The organism is Corynebacterium senegalense, assembly GCF_900411315.1.
Lineage (GTDB): Bacteria > Actinomycetota > Actinomycetes > Mycobacteriales > Mycobacteriaceae > Corynebacterium > Corynebacterium senegalense.
Window position 1 is genome coordinate 799441 of sequence record NZ_LS990887.1, and the last position, 23738, is coordinate 823178.

The following is a 23738-nucleotide window of genomic DNA, read 5'->3' on the forward strand; positions in this document are numbered from 1 at the left end:
TTCTTAAGCGACCTGTGGTGGAGCGTTCGCGTGTTGAATTTCCGAGAGAAACTCATCAGTCACGCGACGTGTTTCAGGTGGCGTGGGTGGTTTCGGTTTAATGTCGAAGTTGATGACCAGCCTGTGCAGGTATCGCTTAATGAGTCCGACATTGACGCTGACAGCTCCCAAAGCGACGAACACCGCGTTCGCAGCGAAACCACGAATCATCCTCGTTGTCTGATCTCCGATAGATGAGTAGCGACCAGACTTGAGAAGGTCGTTGCGAGACTCAATCGTGTTACGGCCGCGGTGATACAACGCAGCCCAGTCCTTGGTGGCCCACGCAGGACCTTGTTGGGCATATTTCGCTCCGATTTCGAGTGGGATACGGAGAGTCTTGTTGCCTTTCAGCAACCCAGATCGCTGAGCCTTCGGAGGCAAGTCTTTCTCGAAAACTTTCACCGCATTGTCCGCAAAGTTCTCGGGGCGTTTCACACCCGGAAGAAGCACGGTCGTGTACTTCCCATAGTTAGCGGGATTGTAAAACACAGTTGTGCCGTCACCGGTGACAGTCTTAACGCGAAGCTCGAAAGGTTTCCGCTTCTCGATACGAGCCGCGAACTGTGCTTCATCAATCCTGCCAGCGTGGAAATCGACACCCGCATTAACAAGATTCTTCGGTATCCCCGCGAGATACCACGTGCCGTCAATGAGATCCGCACCTTGATAGTGCATACGGAAACCGAGCGAGTCTCCACGCTGGTCGCCCATCATTTTGTAGCCTGCGAGTCGTAGCGGGATTGCGAGGTTTTCGGGTTTCGAATTCGGCAGGTAGGCACGGTCACCGATGAAATACCCCTTCGGCATCTCGGGATCGCTAATGATGTGAGACAACGCGTCTTGTGCTCTTTTTCCGATGTTGTGGCCTGGTTTGTCGAGGGACATGCCAAGCAGAAGCGATGGCATCTCGTCATTGGTCTTACCGAACGTCATGACCGCCAGTGTTGCCTCATACGCCCACATCGTTTTGTATGGGTCATCCTCATTCGAGCCATCATGGTTGCCTTCACGCACATACCAGCCCGCGTCGGGCTCAGAGGAAACGCGGCGAGCCCCGCGAGCAGAGCCAATCCGAGCGGCCTTAATGGGTGTCCCGTCAACCGCGACGTCACCGGCCCATCGATTGAATTCTTCTTCTCCGATGAGTTTCGCTGCGGCCATGATAAGGCGGTTGTTGAAAAGGGTAAGTCGTTGTCTGCGTGCCTCGACCAGTTCGGGAGAGCGAGTTGCGACTAGGGTGTCGTATTCTTCGCGAGTGAGGCGTTGCTTGTAGGACATTTCTGGGAAGGGGTCGACCACGCGGAGGATGGCATGATAGGCGTTCCAGAGTTTGTCGTACCACTGTTTACGGCCTTTGAGGCTCTTGTAGTCAGTTTCACTACGGGCGGGGAATCCAAGGGTTTTTAGGGCGTTATCTGTAGCCTTGTCGCAGATGATGTCGCGGGCCTTCGTTAGGTGCATTGGCTGGTTGTCGATAGCCAGCATGACCATAAGAAGAAGCACGCTACGGATGGGGATTTCACGTGGCCTGCCGACACCGCCAATGCCGATGCCGTCTTGTTCGGTCCAGTGCTCGATGAGGTTGATGACCCCAGAATCGTCAACCACGTCAATTGGGGTTCGCAGTTTGGCTACATCGACTTGGTCGAGGTAGATAAGTCCAACATCTGATGGGGTTCCATCGGCACGGAGAGCTGAGTGCGTGGAAAATGTCATGGGGTGTCACCTCCCCTCGCAGGGCGTTGAGGCGTACAGGGGTTGCCAGCTTCAACCCCTTGTGTGGTGGTGGGGTGAAGCGGTGCGGGTTCCGCTAGGTGCGGACAAGGATTGGTCGCGGTTAACGCGAAAACAGATACTTCGAGGGTGTTACGCGGTCGTAGAGCGGTTCGCTCGATACGAGACGGTGAATAGTGGGCTGTGCATGGTGTGTCCCCTTTCATGGTGAGGAAAGTGGCCCTTATTGGTCGTTTTGCCGACCGTGCATAGGTGATGATACTGGTCGCTAAAACAACCGTCAAGGCCAAAACCGCAGGCCACCAAACAGTTACCCGCCTGTTAGCGTGGCGTGGCACGAAACCCACCCAGCACTGACCTACGGTCAATCCATGCCCGCGAAACAGCCCACACCCCGCCAGCTCTACCCAGACTGGCCAACGTACAAAGTCGATGACCTCGCACATGAACGGGTACGTCAAGCAATCCTGAAACTGCAAGACTTCATGCGAACCTCCACCGAGCTGACCAGCATCAACAAGATCGCCCAATACTGCGGCGTCGGAGAATCCACCCTTGCGGATTTCATGGCAGGAAGAGCATGGCCAAGCATCCTCACCCTGGCACAAATCGAAGTCGGTCTGGGCGAAACCATCTGGCCCATACGTCAACGAATGGACGCACGGGAACGCAGAAGAGAATCGAACAGACTGGGCAAAGAAGCGCACATATAAAGGATCACGGCCAACGCGGTTTCATTTCGAACAAGTCGCATCAGCACAACACAAACACGTCAAAAGCCGCAGGCCCGCGGCCCGCACACATTTTCCCATCTAGCCGGAAGCCCGGCCACGTGTAGGCGACACGCCTACAAAACGCCTAACGTGCAACGACACCATCATGCCCTACGGTTGATCTGTGATTTCTAGTGATAGCCAGCCAGTTCCTTCGCCTCAAGAAATTGAAGCGGGGTCACTGCTTGAAAAACACGAGGACAAGGTTGTCACCTCCCTGCTAAGCCTGCTTCCAAAGGACCCTGCAGACTGGCAACTCATCGGGATCGTCAACAAGGACAAAGACGTATTCACGTTCGGAAATGACTCCAAAATCGTTGGGCGAGCGTTTGAAGTTATTGCAACCGCCTACGTCAAGCAGCTGGCTGACAGTCTCGGCTTTAAGTTTCACGAAAGCGAGATTCAAACTGTTTATCCAGATTTCGTACTGGAAAAACCGAATGGTCGCCTAATAGCTATTGATGTGAAATCGACCTACCGGAACTTCGCCAGCAATGGCAACACCAAGGCATTCAACTTCACCCTCGGAAGCTTCACTAGCTATTTAAGGAACGGCACCAAGAACATCTACGGTAGCTACGACGATTACGAAGCACACTACGTGTTTGCGTTCCTTTATTCACGAACAAATAGGTTCGAAACCACCAAGGTATCCATAGACGACATCGACTCGATCAAGCCTGCCTATGAGGATGTTGAAATCGCGTTCATGGAGAAATATCGGCTTGCGGGAGATAAACCGGGTAGTGGAAACACCGACAACATTGGCACGTTCAAGTCAACCGCGATGGAGCCGTTTCAATATGGGGCTGGGCCGTTCGCACTACTCGGAAATGATGTCTTCGAGCACTATTGGCGGAACTATCCACGCAATGCCGACACGGCAAACGAGAAGGCATCGAGGTTTAGGAACCTACCCGGTTACTTCGACTGGTTAGAAAGACAAGACGACAGTCCGTTTGACGCTGATACTTTGCGTGAGACTTATGCCGACTATAAAAAATTCGTCACGGCTAAGGGGTGGAAGATATCTCTCAGCTAGAACAAGGCAAGTGTTTCTTGTGTTAGCTGCTCATCTTCCTCCACCCTGAAGTGCCCCAGGTTTTGTTCCGTTTGAGTAGATGGGAAAATCTTCGAACATGCCGAGAAAATTTGATCAGGATGCAAAGGACCGTGTGGTCCGCCTTGTAGAAGACCGCATCCTGGCGGAGAATATTTCGACACAGGAAGCATGCAAGATCGTGGCACCAAAGCTGGGCGTCTCGTGGCACACAGCGAGGCAATGGACGCAGGCAGCTCGTCGCGAAGGACGTGTCGTGGAATCAATGCCCGAGGACCTTGCTGCAGAGAACGCACGGTTGCGTCGAGAGAATCAAGAGCTGCGGGACACCAATGAGTTGTTGAAAGCCGCTTCGGCTTTTTTCGCGTCCGAACTCGACCCAAAACGTCGGAAATGATCCGATTCATCGATGAGTACCGGAATCGTTTCTCAGTCGAGTTCATCTGCCAGACGTTAAACACGCATCGCGAAGGCGGTTTTCTTAGCTCGCGTGGATACCGCCAATCCAAGGCCCGGGGCTTAAGCTCCCGCGCTCTTCGCGACGCTGCCCTCGTGGAGCATATTCGTGACGTGCATTCCGAAAATTACGGCGTCTACGGGGTGCGGAAGATGTGGCGCGTGCTGCGCCGCCAGGGCATTGACATTGGACGCGAGCAAACAGCCCGGCTGATGCGCAGCGCTGGACTGTCCGGCAAGGGCAAAGGTGGGGCACCAATCACAACGCGCAAGCCCAAGGGCCCGGATCTTCGCCCAGACTTGGTAAATCGTGAGTTTAAGGCCCCTGGCCCTAATCGGCTGTGGGTGGCGGACATTACCTACGTGCGCACTCGAAAAGGCTTTGTGTACACCGCGTTCGTGACCGATGTGTTCTCCCGGAGGATCGTCGGATGGGCGCTGTCCGACTCGATGCGCACCGAAGCCTTGCCGCTGCAGGCGCTCAACCAGGCAATCGTGTGCGCCACGGAAACAACGGGCTTGATTCACCATTCAGACCACGGCTCACAATATGTGAGCATCGTCTACAACGAGCGCTTGGCCGAGCACGGTATCGCAGCGTCCACTGGGACGGTGGGCGACTCCTATGACAATGCTTTGGCTGAGAACGTCAACGGCTCCTACAAGAATGAGCTGATTCATAGGCGAACGTGGGCCGATGTCGTCGACGTGGAAATCGCGACGTTCGAGTGGGTGAATTGGTGGAACGAGTCAAGGCTCCACCAGAGCCTGGGCTACCGCACGCCGGCTGAAGTAGAAGCCGAATTTTGGGAGCACCACCCCAGTCGAGAAATAATGGAAATCAAGGCACAAGCCTAGGAACAAAACCCGGGGCACTTCACTGCGTATTTTTCCGCGTGCTCCACAACCCACGGGCGAACCTGCTGCCACAGGTGTTCAGGAATATGTTTTGGTGTGTACTCGTGTATCGAGGCCAGTGTTCCTCCAAAAGATAAAGCACTTGATTCAGCCGAGTTCTCGACATAGTGCGTGATGTGGAGGATAAGCCGCTAGCCGGGTATCCGGCTACAGTTTTCGCTGCAAGAGGCTAGGGGTTTGCGTAGAGAATCGGCCTAGTTTTGTTTCGGCCACAGATCACGACCCAGAACTGTTTCAAGACGTGCCACGGTTTCCGCCGAGGGCCAACCAGCCCCGTTCATGAGTTGGTGAAGTACTGCATGGGAGGTGCCGACTTTGCGGGCAAGGTCACGAAGCGAAGATATTTCCCCGTCGCTCAAAGCATCGTTGAACGCGGTCTGGAAGTTGCGGACGAGACGCAAAAGCTTCTTATCATTCACATCACTTACCGCCCCAAGGCTCACATCAGGCCAGCCCTCATACAACGCTGCGTAATCTTTCTTCGGCGGGCGACCCCGAACAGGTGAACCAGACATGCAAAACTCCCAAATCGATTTGCTCGACACGAACGATGTTAGGTCTTTTCACCGACCATCACAACGAGCATTAAGTGGGTCAAAATGCACAAACATTACTTGTCGACCAAACGCCCACCGAACTTTAAAAATGACCGATCCAGACAACTAACCCAATGTGCTCAACCGCTTATACTGAACGATTGTGACCCAAGCTGATCCGAACATCGAAACAGTCGCCTCTCTGCATCTAGACGGCGACCGCTTTGAAGATTTCGGAATGCCCGCCGCAAACGCGAAAGAAGTAGCAGCATTAGACGAGCTTCTCTACCAACTCATTGAACTTCGCTGGCGAGCAAAGCACCCTGAAAGCTCCAAACTGCCGAACAACTTTAGGAAAGCCTACGAGCTTCGCATCAACACTATTGCGAAAGGGTCAGCAACACCACTCCTGGAAAGAAGGCGAAGCACCCCAGAGGACCCAACACTTTTTCCCGCTTCCTCTGACGAATTCACGGAAGATTATCGACAGGCAGTGGAGGAGTTAGAAGAAATCCTTCGGCTTGCGTCTGAGCACGGACCACTACCCGACAGTGTTTACGCTTTACCCTTGCCAGCAATCCGAAACCTAGGTTCCACTCTTCGCGACGACGAGAAGCTTCAAGTCGGACATGGCAAAGTCAATGACTGGAGTACGAAACCGACCTACACGACCTCCGCCCGTGAATACATACTTGAGCAGCTTGGTAAACCACAGTTCAAACATGTCACATACAGTGGCCTTGTACGAAGCACAAACGTATCGAACGGCACTTTCAACTTCGTAGATGTGGCATCCCGTGTTTCAGCAACCGCCACATACGGTCACGGCTTCGAACTCGACATTGATGGCCAAAACGAACAGACATGGGCGTGGGTCGAAGTTAAAGGGCAAGTCGAATTCACCAATAAATCAAAGTCGCACGTCTTCATTTCAGTTGACAGCATTCGCACGGATCAACTGACTGCTGAATACAACCGCCTGCAAGACCGACTCAAAGAGATCGGGGAGCTACAGCCAGGCTGGCTTGACGGCGAAGAAGGTGACGGTTTCACCCAGGGTCAACTAGAAAATGCCCATGCAGTCGTTAAAGCTGCTGTAAATGCGGGCAAGTTACCAAAAACAGTGGTCCCATCGGTTGATGGTGCAATCGTCTTCTCTTGGGTGAGTGGCAACCAGCACTTCTCCGTTGAAGTGGAACCCAAAGGTGGATTCTATTTCCACAAGTCCAACACAATCTCAATGAATGCCATCGACCAAGATGTAAAAACACTCACCAAACACCCCTCAGACCTCATCACCGAATGGGTAGAGAGGATTGTCGAGTGACTCAACCACAACGGATAACTGAGTCTGAGCAGATAATGCTACGGGTCATTAACGCCCAGTTCTTCGACAACGGGGCGGTGACGGAGGAAGCCTTCAGACTCTCTACAAGAGACAAGGGCCAGCTCTCGGTCAATCAAGAAAGCAAAATAACTCCAAGCGAGGCACTGGAGCAAAAATCCGCGATCCTCCGGGCGAGGAAAGAAAGCGAAGGAAAGCCATTCAACCCACCTCCTGCGGTTGCAAGGATGACTGTGGGTGAAATTGAGGACATTCCTTTGCCTACCGAGGAGGGCGAGTTACACGATGGCGAGCAATCGGCTCTGTCGGTTTGGGATGACTCGATGCTCGAAGACGCACCTGATAGCCACGCCTATATTGATTTTGGGAAGGCGTATCCGTCGAAGAAGCGACTCAAAGCGATCTACAACCGTTTAGCTGCCATCAGCAACCAGAACGGAAAATTGTTTCGACCTGAGCACTAGCCGTATTACCGGCTAACAAACGAGCATTTCACCTCTTTGTTTTCTTGGGCGATGCCAGTTGGTCAGTTCGGGAATGTCGTACCTTCTAGCGTCAACTGAATGAACCCAACCGACGTATACAAAAACAAACCCACATCCGTACCAGGCGGCACTTGGGACGAAATTGGAGAATTCGTCTGCAAAACCGTCGCAGATTTCATCAATACCACCGACACAAACGTCACTCGAAGACGATTCGAGGACATTCGTAACGCCATCACAAAGCACATCAACTACTGCTACGAGATGGGCTACGACCTCGACTACACAGTGATTTTCGACGATGAAATCATCCAACAATCCGTCGCCACCAACACCGACCTCACCACCGGAACCCAAGGAGCAATCAGAAGCAAACTCATCTTGGTAGGTGAAACACTCAACCCCAACTTCGAAGGCAAACGCCGCTACCACACCTACGCCCGCTCCAAAACCACCCAGCCGTATACAGCGAGCGAGCAACAACGTATTTGGCAATGGGCTAATGCACGGCATCGCACAGAAGAACGGCTAACGATGAAACAAGTAATTGTCGCGTGTGGGTTAGGCGGTGGGCTGAAATACGGAGAAGCGGTGAACCTACGGATGCGGGATGTGTACCTCGATGACGGAGGGGCATGTCTTCACGTGGGTGAAAGAATCGTACCTGTGGTTGCTAATTGGGATGAGGGATTACGGCAGAGACTAGAAACCAACCCAAACCCTGACGAATATCTCCTCTACCCAAATATGCAACGCCGAGACAAGATTATGAATAGGTTCGCCACCGAGGAATCAACCGCTGCATTGCTTGTGCCGAACTTTGAGAAAATGCGTGTGACGTGGATTGCGGAGCACATGGAGCATTTTGTCCCTGATACGGCTATCGCTAACGCTGCTGGCGTGAAAAGTTTGCGTAACTATGAACGATTCCGCCCAACCAATCAGCCTTTGGAGCAGTTTCGTGGTCTTATGCACCGGGCGGAGACGAAACAAGCGGGGCTTGTTGTCGTGAAATAGTTAGCCCCTTCGTCTAATGTCCTGTGCCGTTGATGGTGCAGGGCTTAGTTTTTGAGACAGGGCGTGTGAGGAAAACCGAAAAGCGGTGAGAGGAGCGGGCAGGCAGGAGACCTGAAACACACAGCGTTCGGGATTGTTCGAATGCCCCCTCTTTCCTACCCGTTGGCAGAACATCATTTTTAGCGTTCTACCTGCGGTTTTTTCATTTTCTTCGTGGAGTGCGTGCCAGCCTGTCTCAGTGTGTTTTGTCGTGGCGATGTCGTGGGCACAAAAGAAACCCCGCCGAGGATCGTGCTCAACCCAGCGGAGCTTGTGGCGGGTCGCCTAGGAGGCAATGGGTGGACGACCACGGATGATTCCAGTACTCATCCAGCGAATGCGCAGCGCTTAGGAAGCTTGCCGACACACCAATTTCGCCCCCACCCGACACTTACAACTAGGTTAACGATGCTTCTTGGTAGAACGTTGCAGGGCTCAGGTGAGGGAATTCCGTAGCTGACGAGACACTGGTGCTCTCCTCCTGCTCGCCATTCGGATTCGCGTATGCAATGAGGGCGATTATCACGTTGCCGACGTGACGCCATTCGAGTTAGTCATTGTTGGTCATCGTCATTTCGTCGAATTTCAGACTGGGTTGCCCCCCACGCCTCAATCAGACTTTGTGCAGCACTATCGCCGCCAGGAGTAAACGTATTCAGCAAGTACTTTGCTCGACTAGAATCAAGCGATCCCTCAGCCGTGTACTCGTTAAACAAGGTTATGGTTATCTCAGGGAAGGGCAGCAAGCCTTCGTTGATATCAGCCTCGGTGCCATTGTTGAAAGCATGTACCGCTCCCAAAAGCTTTCGCGCCAGCACCTCCTGTTCGAAAGTCAGGGCGGTTAGTATCGCTGCCTTTCGAAAGGTTGTCATTCGTGATGGAAACGGGCTTTGCAGTTCAATGAACCGCTCCACTTAAACAGATAGATATTCGATCCTCTGTTCCAGCACAGCAACGTTTGGCGAGTGTTCTCCCATGGAAACAATCTCCCTACAAGAAGACAAATATCAACGCTACAGCAATTCCGAGAGCCAGTTTCTGTCCCACGACAGGTTCGAGATTGACGCGCAATTTTTCCTTGATACCTTCTTCAAAGTCGCCTGCCTCACGCAGGGTATTGTCAATGGCATCGCGATTTGATTTGGCCTGGACTCAATGGATTTCGCCATGTCGTTATCAATGAACCCTCGTTCACGGGCCTTCTCGACACCTCCCCTAACCTCGCCGTTTCGCAACAGAGAGCTGACCAGTTTCAGCCCCTGTTTAATCAGAAATCATTTAACACCGTACGGCTGAGCCTCTGGGTTGGTTGCCTCTTTTGCTTTTACGATCGGAGGCGTTGGTTGCGCCACGCTCGGATCTTGTGAGGTAGGCATGGACTCGGCGTTAGCCACAGCGACGGGGGTGAAACCCACGCAAATGGCCACGATTGCTGATACTAGCCCACGACTTCTCGGTTTTGACATCTCTTGGCTTTCTCCTGGCCGTAGACATTGTGGTGGCCGTGAGAGTCAGCTCTAACATTTTGATCTTCACACATGTTCCAAGGTTCTGCAGGTCGAGCAGCTGAAAGAAAGATCGACGATATCTTTCGCTAAAAGCAATAGACCCCTCGCTAGGCCAACCAAGGGTCATCCCGCGAGGGGGTCTCATTCCATGATGATAGATCCGACCGGATCTCTTCCTGCACTTCGATCTCACGCGTCGTCTCCGAATGCTTTCCCATCCACTGCGTCAGGATCTTCAAGGCTGCCTTGTACTTCGCCTGCAGTGAGGTGACTTCAGACACTCTCTGAGGCGCTCTTTCATTCGGGGGAAAGACGAGCATGTGGCTGTCCAGCCGGCTCATTCACGATCCAAAACGAGCCACATGCTCGTCCTGGGTCCAATCAGTGCGGGCAATTGCTCTAATTCGCGTCGGCGCGCGGTCTAATCTATTCACACCGCTGTATAAAACTGATTGGAGCCCCATGACCGGCCTGCCGCTCATGGCCGCGTTTGTCGTGGCCATTGCTGTCTTGATCCTGATGATCTCGAAGTGGAAGATCCACCCCTTCCTCTCGCTGCTCTTCGTCTCCCTTGTCTTCGGCCTGATCGGCGGCGTCCCGCTGCTCGACGTCAAGGACGCCGACGGCACGGTGACGACGATGGGCATCACCACCCTGCTCGGCGAGGGGTTCGCCGCCACCTTCAAGTCCTTCGGGCTGGTCATCATCTTCGGCACGCTCATCGGCTACATCCTGGAGAAGACGGGGGCGGCCTTCCAGCTTGCCGACGCCCTCGTGCGCGTCATCGGCACGAAGAGCCCCGTCCTGGCTATCCAGCTGATGGGCTGGGTGGTCTGCATCCCCGTGTTCAGCGACTCCGGTTTCGTCATCCTGAACCCGGTGCGCAAGGCGCTGGCGCAGCGCACCGGCGCCTCGCCCGCCACCATGGCGATTGCCCTGTCTGCGGGCCTGTTCACCTCCCACGTGTTCATCCCGCCCACGCCTGGGCCGCTCGCGGCGGCGGCGAACCTCGGCTTGGAGAACAACCTGCTGCTCGTCATGGCCCTGGGCGCCCTTGTGTCTATACCCGTGATGATCGCCGCCTACTTCTACTCCATCTGGATCGGCCCGACGCTTCGCACCCCAGAGACGGAAGCGATCCCGGATGACGATGTCGAGGCCGCCTACAACGAGTTGAAGAACTCCTACACCCGGCTGCCGTCAACGGCACTGTCGCTTGCCCCGATCCTTACTCCCATCGTGCTCATGGCGGCTGGGTCCATCACCTCTGCGGCGGGGCTCGGCGGCGGGTTCGGCCGCGCGATCGTGTTCGCCGGCACCCCGATGATCGCCCTCGGCATCGGTTTCCTCTTCGCCGTGCTCTTGCTGGCGGATACGCACATGATGGACCGCTTCTACGCCTTCGTCGAGGACGGCCTGCGCACGGTCGGTCCGATCATCCTCATCACGGCCGCCGGCGGCGTGCTCGGGCGCGTCATCTCCTCGACCGACGTGGTGGACTTCATTTCTAACAACGCCACCCAGCTCGCCAGCCTGGGGCTGTTCTTCCCCTTCCTCATCTCCGTTTTGTTCAAGACGGCGCAGGGCTCGGCCACCGTCGCGATGGTCACCACGTCCAGCCTCGTCGCGCCGCTTCTGCCGACCCTCGGGCTGGAGTCGCCCGTACAGATCGGCCTCGCGGTGATGGCCATCTGCGCCGGCTCGCTCGTGGTCTCCCACGCCAACGACAGCCACTTCTGGGTGGTCACCAACTTCTCCCAGCTGACCCCGCAGCAGGCGTACCGCTCGCAGACTGCGGTGACCGGCGTGATGGGGTGCACCGCCATGGTCTTCATCTGGATACTTGGACTCTTCCTGGTCTAGTGTTGAAGCCCTATGACTGGCTACCTCACCCCCACCAAAAAGGTCCGCGTCTCCGATCTCAAGGAGAAGAAGGCCCGGCGCGAGCCGTGGGCGATGCTCACCGCCTACGACTACTCCACTGCCCGCGTGTTCGCCGAGGCAGGAATCGAGTGCATGCTGGTGGGCGACTCCGCCGCCAACGTCGTCTTCGGCTACGACACCACCAACAAGGTCTCGCTCGATGAGATGGCCTACCTCGCGGCGGCGGTGGTGCGCGGGTCGGGCAACGCCCTCGTGGTGGCGGATCTACCCTTCGGCACCTACGAGGCCAGCGACGAGCAGGCCGTGCTTAGCGCTACTGGGCTCATCCACCGCAGCGGGGCGCATATGGTCAAGCTCGAGGGCGGCGTGCGGGTCGCCTCACGCATCCGCGCCCTGAAAAACGCGGGCCTCGCGGTCTGCGCCCACGTCGGCTTTACCCCGCAGTCGGTCGACAACCTCGGCGGGTTCAAGGTCCAGGGCCGCGACGCAGGTGCCGAGGCGCTGCGCGCGGACACCGAGGCCGTGGTGGACGCCGGCGCCGACATGGTGGTCTTCGAGATGGTCCCGGCGCAGCTCGCCGCCGAGCTGACCGAGCAGTGCCCGGTGCCCACCATCGGCATCGGCGCGGGCGCGGGCACCGACGCCCAGGTTCTCGTCTGGCACGACATGGTGGACCTGCCCGCGGGCAACCGGCGCCCGAAATTTGTGCGCCAGTTCGGCCAGGTCGGGTCGGAGCTCGGCCAGGCTGCGGCGGCGTACAAGCAGGCTGTGCACGAGGGGTCCTTCCCCGCCGCCGAGCACAGCTTCTAGCCGACGCTCACCCGGGCGTTGTCGATCAGCCTGGTCGTACCCACGCGCGCGGCCACGAGCAGGCGGGCGGGGCCGCTGTAGCCGGCGGGAATGTCCTGCAGGTCGGGGGTGGTTAACGCCAGGTAGTCGAGGTCGACGTCGGGCGAGGCGTCGAGAAGCAAGCGGGCTTTGTCAAAGCTGCCGGTAGCGAGCGCGCGCGAGAGGACCTCAGCGGTTCTGGCCTCATCGGCGGAGAGGTAGCGGTTGCGCGAGGACATCGCGAGGCCGGACTCTTCGCGCACGATCGGGCAGCCGTGGACGGCGACGGGAATGTTGAGGTCTTCGACCATCTGCCGGATGAGCACGAGCTGCTGGTAGTCCTTCTCGCCGAAGAACGCGTCCGTGGCTCGCGTGAGCGCAAACAGCTTAGCGACGACCGTGAGCACACCCGCGAAGTGCGTCGGGCGCGACGCCCCCTCGAGGATCATCCCCGCCGGTCCCGGGTGGATCGTCGTGCGCGGGCCGGCCGGGTACATGGTGGCCACGGACGGGGCGAAGACCGCATCGACGCCCTCGCGCTCGAGCAGTGCGACGTCGGCGCCCAACGTGCGCGGGTAGGCGTCGAGGTCCTCGCCCGGCGCGAACTGCAGCGGGTTCACAAATATGCTCACCACAACCGGAGATCCGGTTGCCTGGGCCGCGCGGACCAGCGACAGGTGCCCGTCGTGTAGCGCGCCCATCGTGGGCACGAGCGCGAGCGTGCGGGGGTGGCCGATGGCGGCTTCAAGCTCAGCGGGTGTATGAACGAGTGCGGTCATGCTCTAAAAATCTATCGTGGCACAGCAAAGGAGTCACACCATGGACACCTATAACGTCGATTACGACTGGGCGTGGGGCACGAAGCGCCCGGGGGACCTGGTTACGCTGCGCGCCCACCTCGAGTTTCCCGACCCCGCCACGTCGAAGCGGGCGGTGACGGAGTTCTTCGACAACCTCATGGCCGTCCACGGGTTCCACGGGGCCGGCGGCTGGGCTGCCGAGGAGGTCAAACCCGCGCCCAGCCCGACGCAACGCGTGATCGACTTCACCGCCGGCGGCCAAGATGTCGCCGACGCCATCGGCTACGCCGCCGAGGATGCGTTCGAGCACTTCAGCACATTCCCGGGCGCTACCGTGCGCTGGGAGCAGATGCCCTACTGAATCACGGGGCCCGTCGGGCGTGAGCTGCACCGACTCGAAGGCCTCGGGGAAGTGCACATCGACGTCGCGTTTGGCGAGGAATTCGCGCGACTTGGCAACGTTGTCCGCCGGGAACGGCAGCGGCTTGAACAGGGAGCGGGTCGAAGTGGTCCCAGTGAACGGGGATGACCAGCTCCGGCTCGAGCTGCTCGACGGTGTTGGCCCAGTACTCGTTGCTAAACGCGTCTGACTGGCGGCCGAACGCGCCGATGCCGAGGTAGACCACCTGGGCCTTGAGCCCGTCGAGGAACCCGGGGATGTAGTTCGCGCTGGGCACGACCAGGATGTTGCCCTCCGGGTGGCTGAAGTGGAAGACGAAGCAGCCGCTGTCTTTGAACTTCAGCGTATGGCACGGTGAGCAGAGTCGGTCGTGGATAAAGCCGGGAGCGATGTTACCTGGGCTGTGCGGGGCCTCGATGATCCGCACGGTGAACTTGCCGACCGTGACCTCGTCGCCGTCGCCGATGAGCCCCCATCTGCGCATCGCTCAGGCCCTCTCCCCTGCCGTAATTGAGCGTCGATTCCGAGCCGTACATCGCCCCGCCCACCTTCTTCACGACGGCGGGCGCGTCCATGAGGTGGTCGTGGTGCGAGTGCGCGACAAAGAGAGCATCGAGCTTGACGACGCCGCCCTTGCCCAGCGCCTTGTCGATTGTGGTGCCAGTGGGTTTCAGGTGCCCGACCGCGAGGCGGGGAAACGAGGGGCGCGTGAGGAAGGCATCGACGAAGGTATCGGTTTCTCCGTCGGTGAGGTGCACGCTGGATGTTCCCTAGAACGTGCTAGTAATCGTCTCCCCCAAAGCTAGCTGTACTTCCTCGGGAGGTTGTGAACGGTGTGAGCGGATGAGGGAAGCCTCCGGTAGTGGTGTAGGTAACGACACGAACATCCACCACGAAGGCTTCCATGACACACCGTAACGCACCTTTGACCCCGGCCGGTAGACAGAAGATGGTTGATCTGGTCCTCCTCGACGGCTGGTCCCAGCGCCGGGTGGCCGAACGCTTCCAGGTTTCTGCAGCCACCGTTAATCGGTGGGTCACACGCGCCCGTAACGGCGAGGACCTCACCGACCGGCCCAGCCGACCCCGCACCTGCCCGCACCAGCTGCCCACGCGCATGCAGCGCCGCATCATCAAACTGCGCTTTACTCGCCAGTGGGGCCCGCACCGCATCGGCTACCACTTGGGAATTGCCCGCTCCACGGTCGGGCGGGTGCTCGCCCGCTACAACATGCCGAAACTGGCGTGCATCGACCAGGCAACCGGGCTGCCGGTGCGCAAACAACCCCCGGTGCGCTACGAGCACAGCGCACCGGGGGAGTTGATCCATCTCGACATCAAAAAGCTCGGCCGCATCCCCGACGGCGGCGGCTGGCGAGTGCACGGGCGCGGCTCCGAACAGGACCGTCGTGCAGGGCGTGCCCGCAATCGCGCCACCCGCGCTGGTGCGCCTGCCGGGCGCGGGTATTCCTACCTGCACCACGCCGTCGATGACTACTCCAGGATGGTGTACTCCGAGATCTTGCCCGACGAGAAGAAGGACACCGCGGCAGGGTTTATGAAGCGTGCCTGCGCGTTCTTTTCCACCCAGGGCATTGCGGTCAAACGGGTGATGACCGACAACGGCGCCTGCTACCGCTCGACAGCATTCGATGCTGCCCTGGGCGGTGTAATCAAGCACCTCTACACGAAGCCGTACCGGCCGCAGACCAACGGCAAAGTCGAGCGGTTTAACCGCACACTCATGCAGGAGTGGGCCTACCTACGCCCCTATACCAGCGAGCGGGCCCGGCAGCAGACCTACGCGGCATTCATCCACGACTACAACTACCATCGAGCCCACACCGCCATCGGCGGCCTCACCCCCGCACAACGCGTTCACAACGTCACGGGGAAGTACAGCTAGCGCTCAGGTGGTAAGTTTCAGGAGTAAACTACTGTGACTGCTGTTGCCAATCTCCTGGAGGTTTCCATGCCCCTGAACCGTCGCCGCTTCCTCGCCACAGCGGGCCTTACCACCGCTGCGGCCTTCGGGCTCGCCCCCGTCGCCAAGGCCCAGCGTGCCGTGGTCGGCACCGTCCTCGACTACTCCGCCGGGGTGCCCTCGGGCCGCTCCGTCAGGGCCGCGGGCCACCTCGGCGCCGTGCGCTACGTCTCCCAGCGCCGCCCCGGCGCCGAGTGGATGAAGGGCAAGCCCGTCACCCTCGGCGAGACCGAGGACTTCAAGGCCAACGGTCTGTCCACCGCCTCCGTCTACCAGTTCGGGCGCGCCGAGACAGCCGACTGGCTCGGCGGGGCGGCCGCGGCCGCCACCCACGCACCGCAGGCCATCGCGCTGCACCGCAGCGCGGGCGGGCCCACCGGGCGGCCGATCTACATCGCCATCGACGACAACCCCACCCGCGCCCAGTACGACAACCAGATCCGCCCCTACCTCCGCGCCTTCTCCGCCGCGCTGAGCGCCGCGGGCTACCAGACCGGCGTGTACGGCAACTACAACGTGATCCAGTGGTGCGTGGAGGACGGCATCGGCAGCTTCTTCTGGATGCACGACTGGGGCTCCGGCGGACGCGTCCACCCCCGCGCCAACATCCACCAGGTGGCCAAGCGCCGCACCACCATCGACGGCGTCGAGTGCGACGTCAACGACGTGCTGTCCGCCGACTGGGGCCAGTGGACCCCGGGCGCCGCGCCCGCCCTGCCCGTCTCCCCGGAGATGATCCAGCAGGCGGTCCCGGCCGCCAGCCAGGCGTCCTCGCAGCTGCCCATCGACCAGGCGCTCAACGCGGCCCGCGCCTTCCTCGGCCGCTAGAAGCGCACGAAAAAAGGACCGCTGAGCGCGGTCCTTTTTTGGTGTAGGGGTTAGTGGTCGACCGGAGCCTCGACGCCCACGCCGGTCAGGGAGCGGACCTCCATCTCGGCCTGGAGCTCATCCATGTTGTCGGGCTTGCCCAGGAAGGTGCCGACGATGCCGGCCAGGAAGGCCAGCGGGATGGACACGATGCCCGGGCTGGTCAGCGGGAAGATCGACCAGTCGGCGTTCGGGAACATCGCGGACGGCGCGCCGGAGACGGCCGGAGAGAGGAAGATCAGCACGAGGGCCGACACCAGGCCGGTGTACATCGACGCCACCGCGCCGGTGGTGTTGAAGCGCTTCCAATACAGCGAGTACAGGATGGTCGGCAGGTTGGCCGACGCCGCGATGGCGAACGCCAGCGACACCAGGAAGGCGACGTTCTGCTTCATGGCCAGGATGCCGAGGACGATGGCCACGATGCCGATCACCACGACGGTGGCGCGGGAGACTCGAACCTGCTCGGCCTCGGTCGCCTGGCCGTCGCGAAGCACCGCGTTGTAGATGTCGTGCGCGATCGAGGCGGAGGCCGTGATGGCCAGGCCCGCGACCACCGCGAGAACCGTGGCGAAGGCGACCGCGGAGATCAGCGCCATGAAGATCGACCCGCCGAGCTCGAAGGCCAGCAGCGGGGCCGCCGAGTTCGCGCCACCCGGGGCGGCGAGGATGCGGTCCGGGCCGACGAGGGCGGCCGCGCCGTAGCCCAGTACCAGAGTGAGCAGGTAGAAAGCGCCGATGAGGACGATCGCCCAGGTCACGGACTTACGGGCTTCCTTCGCAGTGGGAACCGTGTAGAAGCGCATGAGCACGTGCGGCAGGCCCGCCGTACCGAGGACCAGGGAGAGGCCGAGCGAGATGAAGTCGATCTGGGTGGTCAGCGACTTGCCGTACTTCAGGCCCGGGGCCATGATGTCGTCCGCCTGGTAGCCCTGCTTCTGGATGTACTGGGACGCGCCGTGCATGTTCACCGCGTCGGTGAACAGGGTGTTGAAGCCGCCGCGGATGGTCACGAACACCAGCACAGTCATGATGGCCACGCCGCTGATGAGGAGCACAGCCTTGATCATCTGAACGTAGGTGGTGCCCTTCATGCCGCCGATGAGAACGTAGGCGATCATGACGATGCCCACGATCAGGACGCAGAGCGCCTGCGCGGCGAAGGAGTGCAGGTTGAGCAGGACGGAGACCAGCGAGCCCGCGCCCGCCATCTGCGCGATGAGGTAGAACAGCGAGACGAACAGGGTGCCGAAGGCGGCGGCGACGCGCACTGGCTTCTGGCGGAGGCGGAAGGACAGCACGTCCGCCATGGTGAAGCGGCCGACGTTGCGCAGCGGCTCAGCCACCAGCAGCAGCGCCACGAGCCAGGCGACGAAGAAGCCGATCGAGTAGAGGAACCCGTCGTAGCCGGTCAGCGCGATGGAGCCGACGATGCCGAGGAAGGACGCCGCAGAGAGGTAGTCGCCGGCGATGGCGAGGCCGTTCTGCGTGCCGGAGAAGGAGGCGCCGCCGGTGTAGAAGTCGGCGGACTCGCTGGTGGTCTTGCCCGCGCGGGTGACGATGAAGAGCGTGACCACGATGAACACCGCGAAGATCGCGATGTTGAGCACGGGGTTGCCCACGCCCTCGGACTTCGCGGCCTCCTGGGCCAGGTTGAAGGTGTGCATGGCTTAGCCCTCCATCTCTTCGCGGATGTGAGCCGCGCGCGGCTCAATGTTCTTGTTGGCGTACTTGACGTACACCCACGTGATGAGGAACGTGGTGACGAACTGGAGGATGCCCAGCCAGATTCCGACGTTCATGCCGAGCAGCGGCGTGGCCATGGCGTCCGAGTAGAAGGTGGCCACGAGCACGTAGAAGACGTACCAGACGAAGAAGGCGACAGAGACGGGGAAGGTGAACCCGCGGTACGCCTTGCGGAGTTCCTGGAATTCAGGGCTCTTCTGCATGGCCACGAATTCCTCCGGGGTGGGCTCCCGGCGGGTTGGGATTGGGGTCGATCCTTGGGACACGGCCTCATCCTTTCTTTGCTGTATCAATGACATGCCGCCGCGCGCCGCAGTATGCGGCCCGCAACTAGACATGAAGAATGTAACCTAATCCACAGCACGCGAACTTACGTTTGTGGGGCTACGTTTCAGCAAAGATTCCGGCTACCCCCGCCAAGCCAGTTTACCTGTGTGAACGAAAGATAGTATGTCCACCCCCGCGGGCCTAACGGACCTCCCCGGGGAACGTCAGCGGATCGCCGGACATCCGGCCGCCCTCGATGCGGTCCAGGGCGGCGACCTCGTCGTCGCTAAGCGAAAGCTCCACCGCCCCGATGTTCTCCACGAGCCGCTGCGGGTTGGCCGTCTTCGGGATGACGGAGCATCCCATCCCCATGAGGTAGGCCAGCACGACCTGGGCCGGAGTCGCGCCGTGCTTGTCGGCGATCGCCACGATCTCGGGCGCGTCGAAGTTCTCCCCGCGCGCCAGCGGCGCCCACGCCTCGGTGAGGATGCCCTTCTCCGCGTGGTACGCGCGCAGCTCCGGCTGGGTGAACCCGGCGTGCAGCTCAACCTGGTTGAGCACGGGAACCACGCCGGTGGCCCCGATGATCTCGTCGAGCACCTCCGGGTAGAAGTTGGCCACGCCCACGGACTGCAGCTGCCCCATCCCCTGCAGCTTGGTCAGCTGCTCGAAGGCCTCCACGTAGAGGCCGCGCTGCGGCCAGGGCCAGTGCACCAAGTAGAGGTCCACGAAGTCGAGGTTGAGACGCTTCAGCGATTCCTGGTAGGCCTCGGCGGCGCGGTGCTGGTCGTCGTTCCACAGCTTCGTGGTGATGAAGAGGTCCTCGCGCGTGACGTCGCCCGCGGCGATGGCCTCGTTGACCGCCTTGCCCACTTCGGCCTCGTTGCCGTAGAAGGAAGCCGTGTCAATGTGCCTGTAGCCGAGCTCGATGGCGGTGCGGACGATCGTTTCCACGTCCTCCCCCGCGAGTTTGTACGTGCCCAGGCCGATGAGGGGCAGATCGTAGCCGTCGTTCAGAGTTGTGACCGGAATACGCATGCCCCCCATTGTGCCACTAGTTGGCGTCGAGCAGGTCGATCACGAAGACCAGGGTTCGGCCCGAGAGCGGGTGGCCGCCCCCGGCGGGCCCGTAGGCCTTCTCCGGCGGAATGGTCAGCTCGCGGCGCCCGCCGACCTTCATGCCGGGGATGCCCTCCTGCCAGCCCTCGATGAGCCCGGCGAGCGGGAACTCGGCGGCCTCGCCGCGGTCCCAGGACGAGTCGAACTCCTCGCCCGTCTCGTAGTCCACGCCGAGGTAGTGCACCTTGACGTAGCCGCCGGCGACGGCCTCCTCGCCCTCTCCGACGACGAGGTCCTCGATGACGAGGTCTACCGGGGCCGGTTCCTGCGGAACCTCGATGGTGGGCTTTTCCATGATGAATACTCCTTGGTTTACGGGATCAACGAATAACCGCCGAGAATGCGCACCCGATTATAAGGGAAACGCGATTCTCGGCGGTGTCGACGCCTGGTTCAGGACGAAACTAGCGCTGGTCGCGCGGCACGAAGTCGCGCTGGGTGGCGCCGGTGTAGATCTGGCGCGGGCGGTTGATCTTGGAGTTCATCTCCAGCTGCTCGCGGTAGTGGGCGATCCAGCCCGGCAGGCGGCCGATGGCGAACAGGACGGTGAAGAAGTCCGTGGGGAAGCCCATCGCGCGGTAGATCAGGCCGGTGTAGAAGTCCACGTTCGGGTACAGCTTGCGGGAGATGAAGTAGTCGTCCTTGAGGGCGATCTCCTCCAGCTTCATCGCGAGGTCGAGCAGCTCGTCGCCGCCCAGGTGCTCGAGCACCTCGTGAGCGGTCTCCTTGACGATCGCGGCGCGCGGGTCGTAGTTCTTGTACACGCGGTGGCCGAAGCCCATCAGGCGGACGCCCTTTTCCTTGTTCTTCACGCGGTTCATGAAGTCGGTGGCGTCGCCGTCGTGGTTGTTCTTGATGTCCTCGAGCATCTCCAGGACGGCCTGGTTGGCGCCGCCGTGCAGCGGGCCGGCCAGGGCGTTAATGCCGCCAGCGATGGAGACGAACATGTTCGCCTGCGCGGAACCGATCATGCGGACCGTGGAGGTGGAGCAGTTCTGCTCGTGGTCGGCGTGCAGGATGAGCAGCTTGTCCAGGGCCTTGACCAGGATCGGGTCGACCTCGTAGGGCTCGGTCGGGTAGCCGAACATCATGCGCAGGAAGTTCTCGCGCGCGTTGAGGGAGTTGTCCGGGTACATGTAGGGCTTGCCCTGGGAGGCACGGTAGGCGTAGGCCGCAAGCATCGGCACCTTGGCCATGAGGCGGACGGTGGCCTTGTCCAGCTGCTCCTCATCCAGCGGGTTGAGCTGGTCCTGGTAGTAGGCGGAGAGGATGTTCACGGAGGAGGCCAGGACCGCCATCGGGTGCGCGTTGCGCGGGAAGACGTTGAAGGCGGCCTTGAAGTCCTCGTCCAGCAGCGTGTGGTGGCGGATCTCCTGGTTGAAGGTCTCGAGCTCCTCGCTGGTCGGCAGCTCGCCGCGGATCAGCAGGTAGGACACCTCGTTGAAGGTGGCGTTGTTGGCCAGGTCCGCGATGTCGTAGCCGCGGTAGCGCAGGATGCCCTCGTCGCCGTCAATGTAGGTGATCTTGGACTCGGTGGAGCCCGTGGAGACGTAGCCCGGGTCGAAGGTCACCAGGCCGGTCTGGCCGAGGAAGTTGCCCAGCACGACACCGTCGTTGCCCTCGGTGGCGCGCATGATGTCCATCTCATACTCACCACCGGGGTAGTGAAGTACGGCCTTATCGTTGTTTTCGGAAGCCACTTTCTTGCCTTTCCACGAAATGGAGGAACTATACGAGGGTTCATCCTAGCAAAGGTTGTGATGCGCACGACAACATTGCAGGTATTTTGCGCCCACCACACTTCACCCCGGCCGATATGCTTAAGGCATAATATTATGCAAAGTCTGCAACTTCCTACAGAAGGGTCTCACATGAGCGCGTTTCCCGCCATTCCTGCCGAACTGCTCCCCTCCGACGGGCGCTTCGGGTGCGGTCCGTCCAAGGTCCGCCCCGCCCAGATCGAGGCCATCACCCGCGGCGCGGAAGGCGTGATCGGCACCTCCCACCGCCAGCCCGCCGTCAGGAACGTCGTCGGCGAGGTCCGCGAGGGGCTCGCCGAGCTCTTCTCCCTGCCCGAGGGGTACGAAATCGTCCTCTCCCTCGGCGGCGCCACCGCCTTCTGGGACGCGGCGACCTTCGGTGTGATTGAAAACAAGTCGGCCCACCTCTCCTTCGGCGAGTTCTCCTCCAAGTTTGCGAAGGCCGCGAAGAAGGCTCCGTGGCTCGCCGAGCCCGAGGTCGTGGAGTCCGCCCCGGGCACCGCCCCCTCCCCCGCGGCGCTCGCCGAGACCGACGCCGACGTTGTGGCCTGGGCGCACAATGAGACGTCGACAGGCGCGATGGTGCCCGTCACCCGGCCGAACGATTCCTCGCTCGTGCTTGTCGACGCCACCTCCGGCGCCGGCGGCCTCCCCGTGGACATGTCGCAGGCCGACATCTACTACTTCTCCCCGCAGAAGTGCTTCGCCTCCGACGGCGGCCTGTGGCTGGCGGCGATGAGCCCCGCCGCGCTCGAGCGCATCGAGAAGATCTCCGCCTCGGACCGCTTCGTCCCCGCCTTCCTGGACCTGCAGACCGCGGTGGAGAACTCGCGCAAGAACCAGACCTACAACACTCCGGCCGTCGCGACGCTGCTCATGCTCGCCGACCAGGTGAAGTGGATGAACGCCAACGGCGGCCTCGAGGGAATGGTCCAGCGCACTACGGCCTCCTCCTCCGCCCTCTACGCGTGGGCCGACGCGCACGAGCTCGCCACCCCCTACGTCGCGGAGGCGGAGTCGCGCTCGCTGGTCGTGGGCACGGTCGACTTCGACGATTCCGTCGACGCCGCCGAGCTCGCCAAGGCGCTGCGCGAGAACGGGATCGTGGACACCGAGCCCTACCGCAAGCTCGGGCGCAACCAGCTGCGCATCGGCATGTTCCCGGCGATCGAGCCGGCGGACGTTGACAAGCTCACCGCCGCTATCGACTTCCTGCTGGAGAAGGGTGTCGGGCGCGCCCACTAGGGCCCCGCTGTCGGTTAAGCTTGGGTCCGTTACCCGCACGCCGGCTGAAGGAGATTCGATGCGCGAGCTGTACCTCATCGAGGAGGAGTCGACGGAGACCTTCTTCGTCCTCCGGGACGCGGACGGGGTCCGCTACCAGCTCGCGCGCGCCGAGGTGACGCCCGCCGAGGAACCCCTCGACGTCGAGGTCGTGGACGAGGACCTCGAGGTGCTCGAGCCGGAGCCCGAGCCCGAACCCGAGGCGCACCACGAGGAGACCCCGGTCTACCGCTCCCTGCCCGAGCCCGACCCCCTGTTCTCCACCCCACTGTCGATGCGGCCCAACCAGATCCAGTCCCGCATCCGCGCGGGCGCCACGCCCCAGGAGCTGGCCGACGAGATGGACGTGGCCGTCAGCCGCCTCGAGCCCTACGCCCACCCCGTCCTGCTCGAACGTGCCCAGGTGGCGGAGGCGGCGAAGCAGTCCCACCCCGTGCGCGAGGACGGCCCGGCCAAGCTCACCCTCTTCGAGATCCTCGCCACCGCCTTCGCCGCGCGTGGCCACTCCGTCTCCGACGCCACCTGGGACGCCACCCGCGAGCCGGGCGACGACTGGGTGGTGCACCTGCGCTGGCAGGCTGGCCTGTCCGAGAACGAGGCGCTGTGGTCCTTCAAGCGCTCGATGGGCTCCGCGCCGAGCACCGAGGCGCGCAACGCCGTGGCCGCGGACCTGACGGACCCGGACTTCGTCCAGCCGGTGCGCTCCCTGACCCCGGTGGAGCCCGCCCCGGCCCCCGAGCCCGTCGAGGCGGAGGCGGAGGGGGACTTCCTCCAGCACCCGAGCCCGGAGGGCCAGCCGCAGAAGCGCGCCCGCCGCGCCGTCACCCCGCACTGGGAGGACGTGCTCCTGGGCGTGCGCGCCAACACCAAGCGCCCCCGAAAGTAG

At 60.7% G+C, this 23738-nt stretch carries 25 protein-coding genes; 14 read left to right on the top strand and 11 right to left on the bottom strand.

The genetic code is table 11. The features are described from left to right. Positions 1–3: 3 nt before the first annotated feature. Entirely contained in the window at positions 4–1758 is a 1755-nt protein-coding gene (locus DYZ02_RS03915) for a hypothetical protein (RefSeq protein WP_115685073.1), read from the bottom strand. 389 nt (positions 1759–2147) lie between these two features. Between DYZ02_RS03915 and DYZ02_RS03920 the strand changes: the two genes are divergently transcribed. The 3 genes from DYZ02_RS03920 to DYZ02_RS03935 all read left to right on the top strand — a co-directional run bounded on the left by DYZ02_RS03920 (position 2148) and on the right by DYZ02_RS03935 (position 4923). Next, entirely contained in the window at positions 2148–2489 is a 342-nt protein-coding gene (locus tag DYZ02_RS03920; protein WP_181896886.1) for a helix-turn-helix domain-containing protein, read from the top strand. Positions 2490–2673: 184 nt separating this feature from the next. Continuing rightward, positions 2674–3591 (top strand): type II restriction endonuclease, encoded by a 918-nt coding sequence (locus DYZ02_RS03925; protein ID WP_220272200.1) that lies wholly within the window; start codon positions 2674–2676, stop codon positions 3589–3591. A gap of 97 nt (positions 3592–3688) precedes the next feature. Then, positions 3689–4923, top strand: a protein-coding gene (locus tag DYZ02_RS03935; protein WP_181896977.1) for an IS3 family transposase whose coding sequence is annotated in 2 segments (ribosomal slippage) — positions 3689–3980 and positions 3980–4923 — 1236 coding nt in all. Because the reading frame shifts where the segments join, the coding sequence is not laid out codon by codon here. Positions 4924–5177: 254 nt separating this feature from the next. Here DYZ02_RS03935 and DYZ02_RS03940 read toward each other — a convergent pair. Next, entirely contained in the window at positions 5178–5498 is a 321-nt protein-coding gene (locus tag DYZ02_RS03940) for a helix-turn-helix domain-containing protein (RefSeq protein ID WP_115685076.1), read from the bottom strand. Positions 5499–5682: 184 nt separating this feature from the next. On the opposite strand from DYZ02_RS03940, the gene DYZ02_RS11205 reads away from it, so the two are divergent. From DYZ02_RS11205 to DYZ02_RS03945, 3 genes are all read left to right on the top strand, one after another. Then, entirely contained in the window at positions 5683–6846 is a 1164-nt protein-coding gene (locus DYZ02_RS11205; protein ID WP_147291473.1) for a hypothetical protein, read from the top strand. Continuing rightward, the gene (locus tag DYZ02_RS11210; protein ID WP_147291474.1) at positions 6843–7328 is read left to right on the top strand and encodes a hypothetical protein; all 486 of its coding nucleotides are present in this window, start codon (positions 6843–6845) and stop codon (positions 7326–7328) included. Before DYZ02_RS11205 ends, DYZ02_RS11210 begins: the two co-directional genes overlap by 4 nt. Before the next feature lie 99 nt (positions 7329–7427). Continuing rightward, positions 7428–8366, top strand: a complete 939-nt coding sequence (locus DYZ02_RS03945; RefSeq protein WP_115685077.1) for a site-specific integrase — start codon at positions 7428–7430, stop codon at positions 8364–8366. Between the two features lie 593 nt (positions 8367–8959). Here the strand turns inward: DYZ02_RS03945 and DYZ02_RS11215 are convergent. Next, complete coding sequence (locus tag DYZ02_RS11215; protein WP_147291475.1) at positions 8960–9319, bottom strand: hypothetical protein; 360 nt, start codon at positions 9317–9319, stop codon at positions 8960–8962. 61 nt (positions 9320–9380) lie between these two features. On the opposite strand from DYZ02_RS11215, the gene DYZ02_RS11320 reads away from it, so the two are divergent. The 3 genes from DYZ02_RS11320 to panB all read left to right on the top strand — a co-directional run bounded on the left by DYZ02_RS11320 (position 9381) and on the right by panB (position 12607). Next, positions 9381–9545: a hypothetical protein gene (locus DYZ02_RS11320; protein ID WP_181896887.1), complete on the top strand. Its 165-nt coding sequence runs from the start codon at positions 9381–9383 to the stop codon at positions 9543–9545. Between the two features lie 830 nt (positions 9546–10375). Beyond that, complete coding sequence (locus DYZ02_RS03955) at positions 10376–11776, top strand: GntP family permease (RefSeq protein ID WP_115685079.1); 1401 nt, start codon at positions 10376–10378, stop codon at positions 11774–11776. A 12-nt stretch (positions 11777–11788) separates the two neighbouring features. Beyond that, positions 11789–12607, top strand: a complete 819-nt coding sequence (gene panB, locus DYZ02_RS03960; protein WP_115685080.1) for a 3-methyl-2-oxobutanoate hydroxymethyltransferase — start codon at positions 11789–11791, stop codon at positions 12605–12607. On the opposite strand, the gene panC is transcribed toward panB, so the two are convergent. After that, positions 12604–13404 carry a pantoate--beta-alanine ligase gene (gene panC, locus DYZ02_RS03965; protein ID WP_115685081.1) on the bottom strand — a complete coding sequence of 267 codons (801 nt, stop codon included), beginning with the start codon at positions 13402–13404 and terminating at the stop codon, positions 12604–12606. The genes panB and panC overlap by 4 nt on opposite strands. A 40-nt stretch (positions 13405–13444) precedes the next feature. Here panC and DYZ02_RS03970 point away from each other — a divergent pair, with 40 nt between their 5' ends. Further along, complete coding sequence (locus tag DYZ02_RS03970; protein ID WP_115686364.1) at positions 13445–13786, top strand: hypothetical protein; 342 nt, start codon at positions 13445–13447, stop codon at positions 13784–13786. A gap of 1 nt (position 13787) precedes the next feature. On the opposite strand, the gene DYZ02_RS11325 is transcribed toward DYZ02_RS03970, so the two are convergent. Next, positions 13788–14309, bottom strand: coding sequence for an MBL fold metallo-hydrolase (locus DYZ02_RS11325; protein ID WP_181896888.1), 522 nt, complete (start codon positions 14307–14309; stop codon positions 13788–13790). Beyond that, positions 14218–14583 (bottom strand): MBL fold metallo-hydrolase, encoded by a 366-nt coding sequence (locus DYZ02_RS11330; RefSeq protein ID WP_181896889.1) that lies wholly within the window; start codon positions 14581–14583, stop codon positions 14218–14220. Before DYZ02_RS11330 ends, DYZ02_RS11325 begins: the two co-directional genes overlap by 92 nt. Before the next feature lie 146 nt (positions 14584–14729). On the opposite strand from DYZ02_RS11330, the gene DYZ02_RS03980 reads away from it, so the two are divergent. Continuing rightward, positions 14730–15731 carry an IS481 family transposase gene (locus DYZ02_RS03980; protein ID WP_115685082.1) on the top strand — a complete coding sequence of 334 codons (1002 nt, stop codon included), beginning with the start codon at positions 14730–14732 and terminating at the stop codon, positions 15729–15731. 66 nt (positions 15732–15797) lie between these two features. Then, a complete protein-coding gene (locus tag DYZ02_RS03985) occupies positions 15798–16637 on the top strand; it encodes a DUF1906 domain-containing protein (protein WP_115685083.1) in 840 nt (279 codons plus the stop codon). A 50-nt stretch (positions 16638–16687) separates the two neighbouring features. Here the strand turns inward: DYZ02_RS03985 and DYZ02_RS03990 are convergent, their stop codons facing one another. The 5 genes from DYZ02_RS03990 to DYZ02_RS04010 all read right to left on the bottom strand — a co-directional run bounded on the left by DYZ02_RS03990 (position 16688) and on the right by DYZ02_RS04010 (position 21508). Then, positions 16688–18343, bottom strand: a complete 1656-nt coding sequence (locus tag DYZ02_RS03990) for a solute symporter family protein (protein WP_115685084.1) — start codon at positions 18341–18343, stop codon at positions 16688–16690. A 3-nt stretch (positions 18344–18346) separates the two neighbouring features. Then, a complete protein-coding gene (locus tag DYZ02_RS03995) occupies positions 18347–18625 on the bottom strand; it encodes a DUF485 domain-containing protein (protein WP_115685085.1) in 279 nt (92 codons plus the stop codon). A 265-nt stretch (positions 18626–18890) separates the two neighbouring features. Then, positions 18891–19727 carry an aldo/keto reductase gene (locus tag DYZ02_RS04000; protein WP_115686365.1) on the bottom strand — a complete coding sequence of 279 codons (837 nt, stop codon included), beginning with the start codon at positions 19725–19727 and terminating at the stop codon, positions 18891–18893. A 16-nt stretch (positions 19728–19743) separates the two neighbouring features. Then, positions 19744–20103, bottom strand: a complete 360-nt coding sequence (locus DYZ02_RS04005) for an FKBP-type peptidyl-prolyl cis-trans isomerase (RefSeq protein ID WP_115685086.1) — start codon at positions 20101–20103, stop codon at positions 19744–19746. 109 nt (positions 20104–20212) lie between these two features. Next, positions 20213–21508: a citrate synthase gene (locus tag DYZ02_RS04010; protein WP_115685087.1), complete on the bottom strand. Its 1296-nt coding sequence runs from the start codon at positions 21506–21508 to the stop codon at positions 20213–20215. Between the two features lie 171 nt (positions 21509–21679). Here DYZ02_RS04010 and serC point away from each other — a divergent pair, with 171 nt between their 5' ends. Beyond that, positions 21680–22813 (top strand): phosphoserine transaminase, encoded by a 1134-nt coding sequence (gene serC / locus DYZ02_RS04015; RefSeq protein ID WP_115685088.1) that lies wholly within the window; start codon positions 21680–21682, stop codon positions 22811–22813. Between the two features lie 58 nt (positions 22814–22871). After that, complete coding sequence (gene sepH / locus DYZ02_RS04020) at positions 22872–23738, top strand: septation protein SepH (RefSeq protein WP_115685089.1); 867 nt, start codon at positions 22872–22874, stop codon at positions 23736–23738.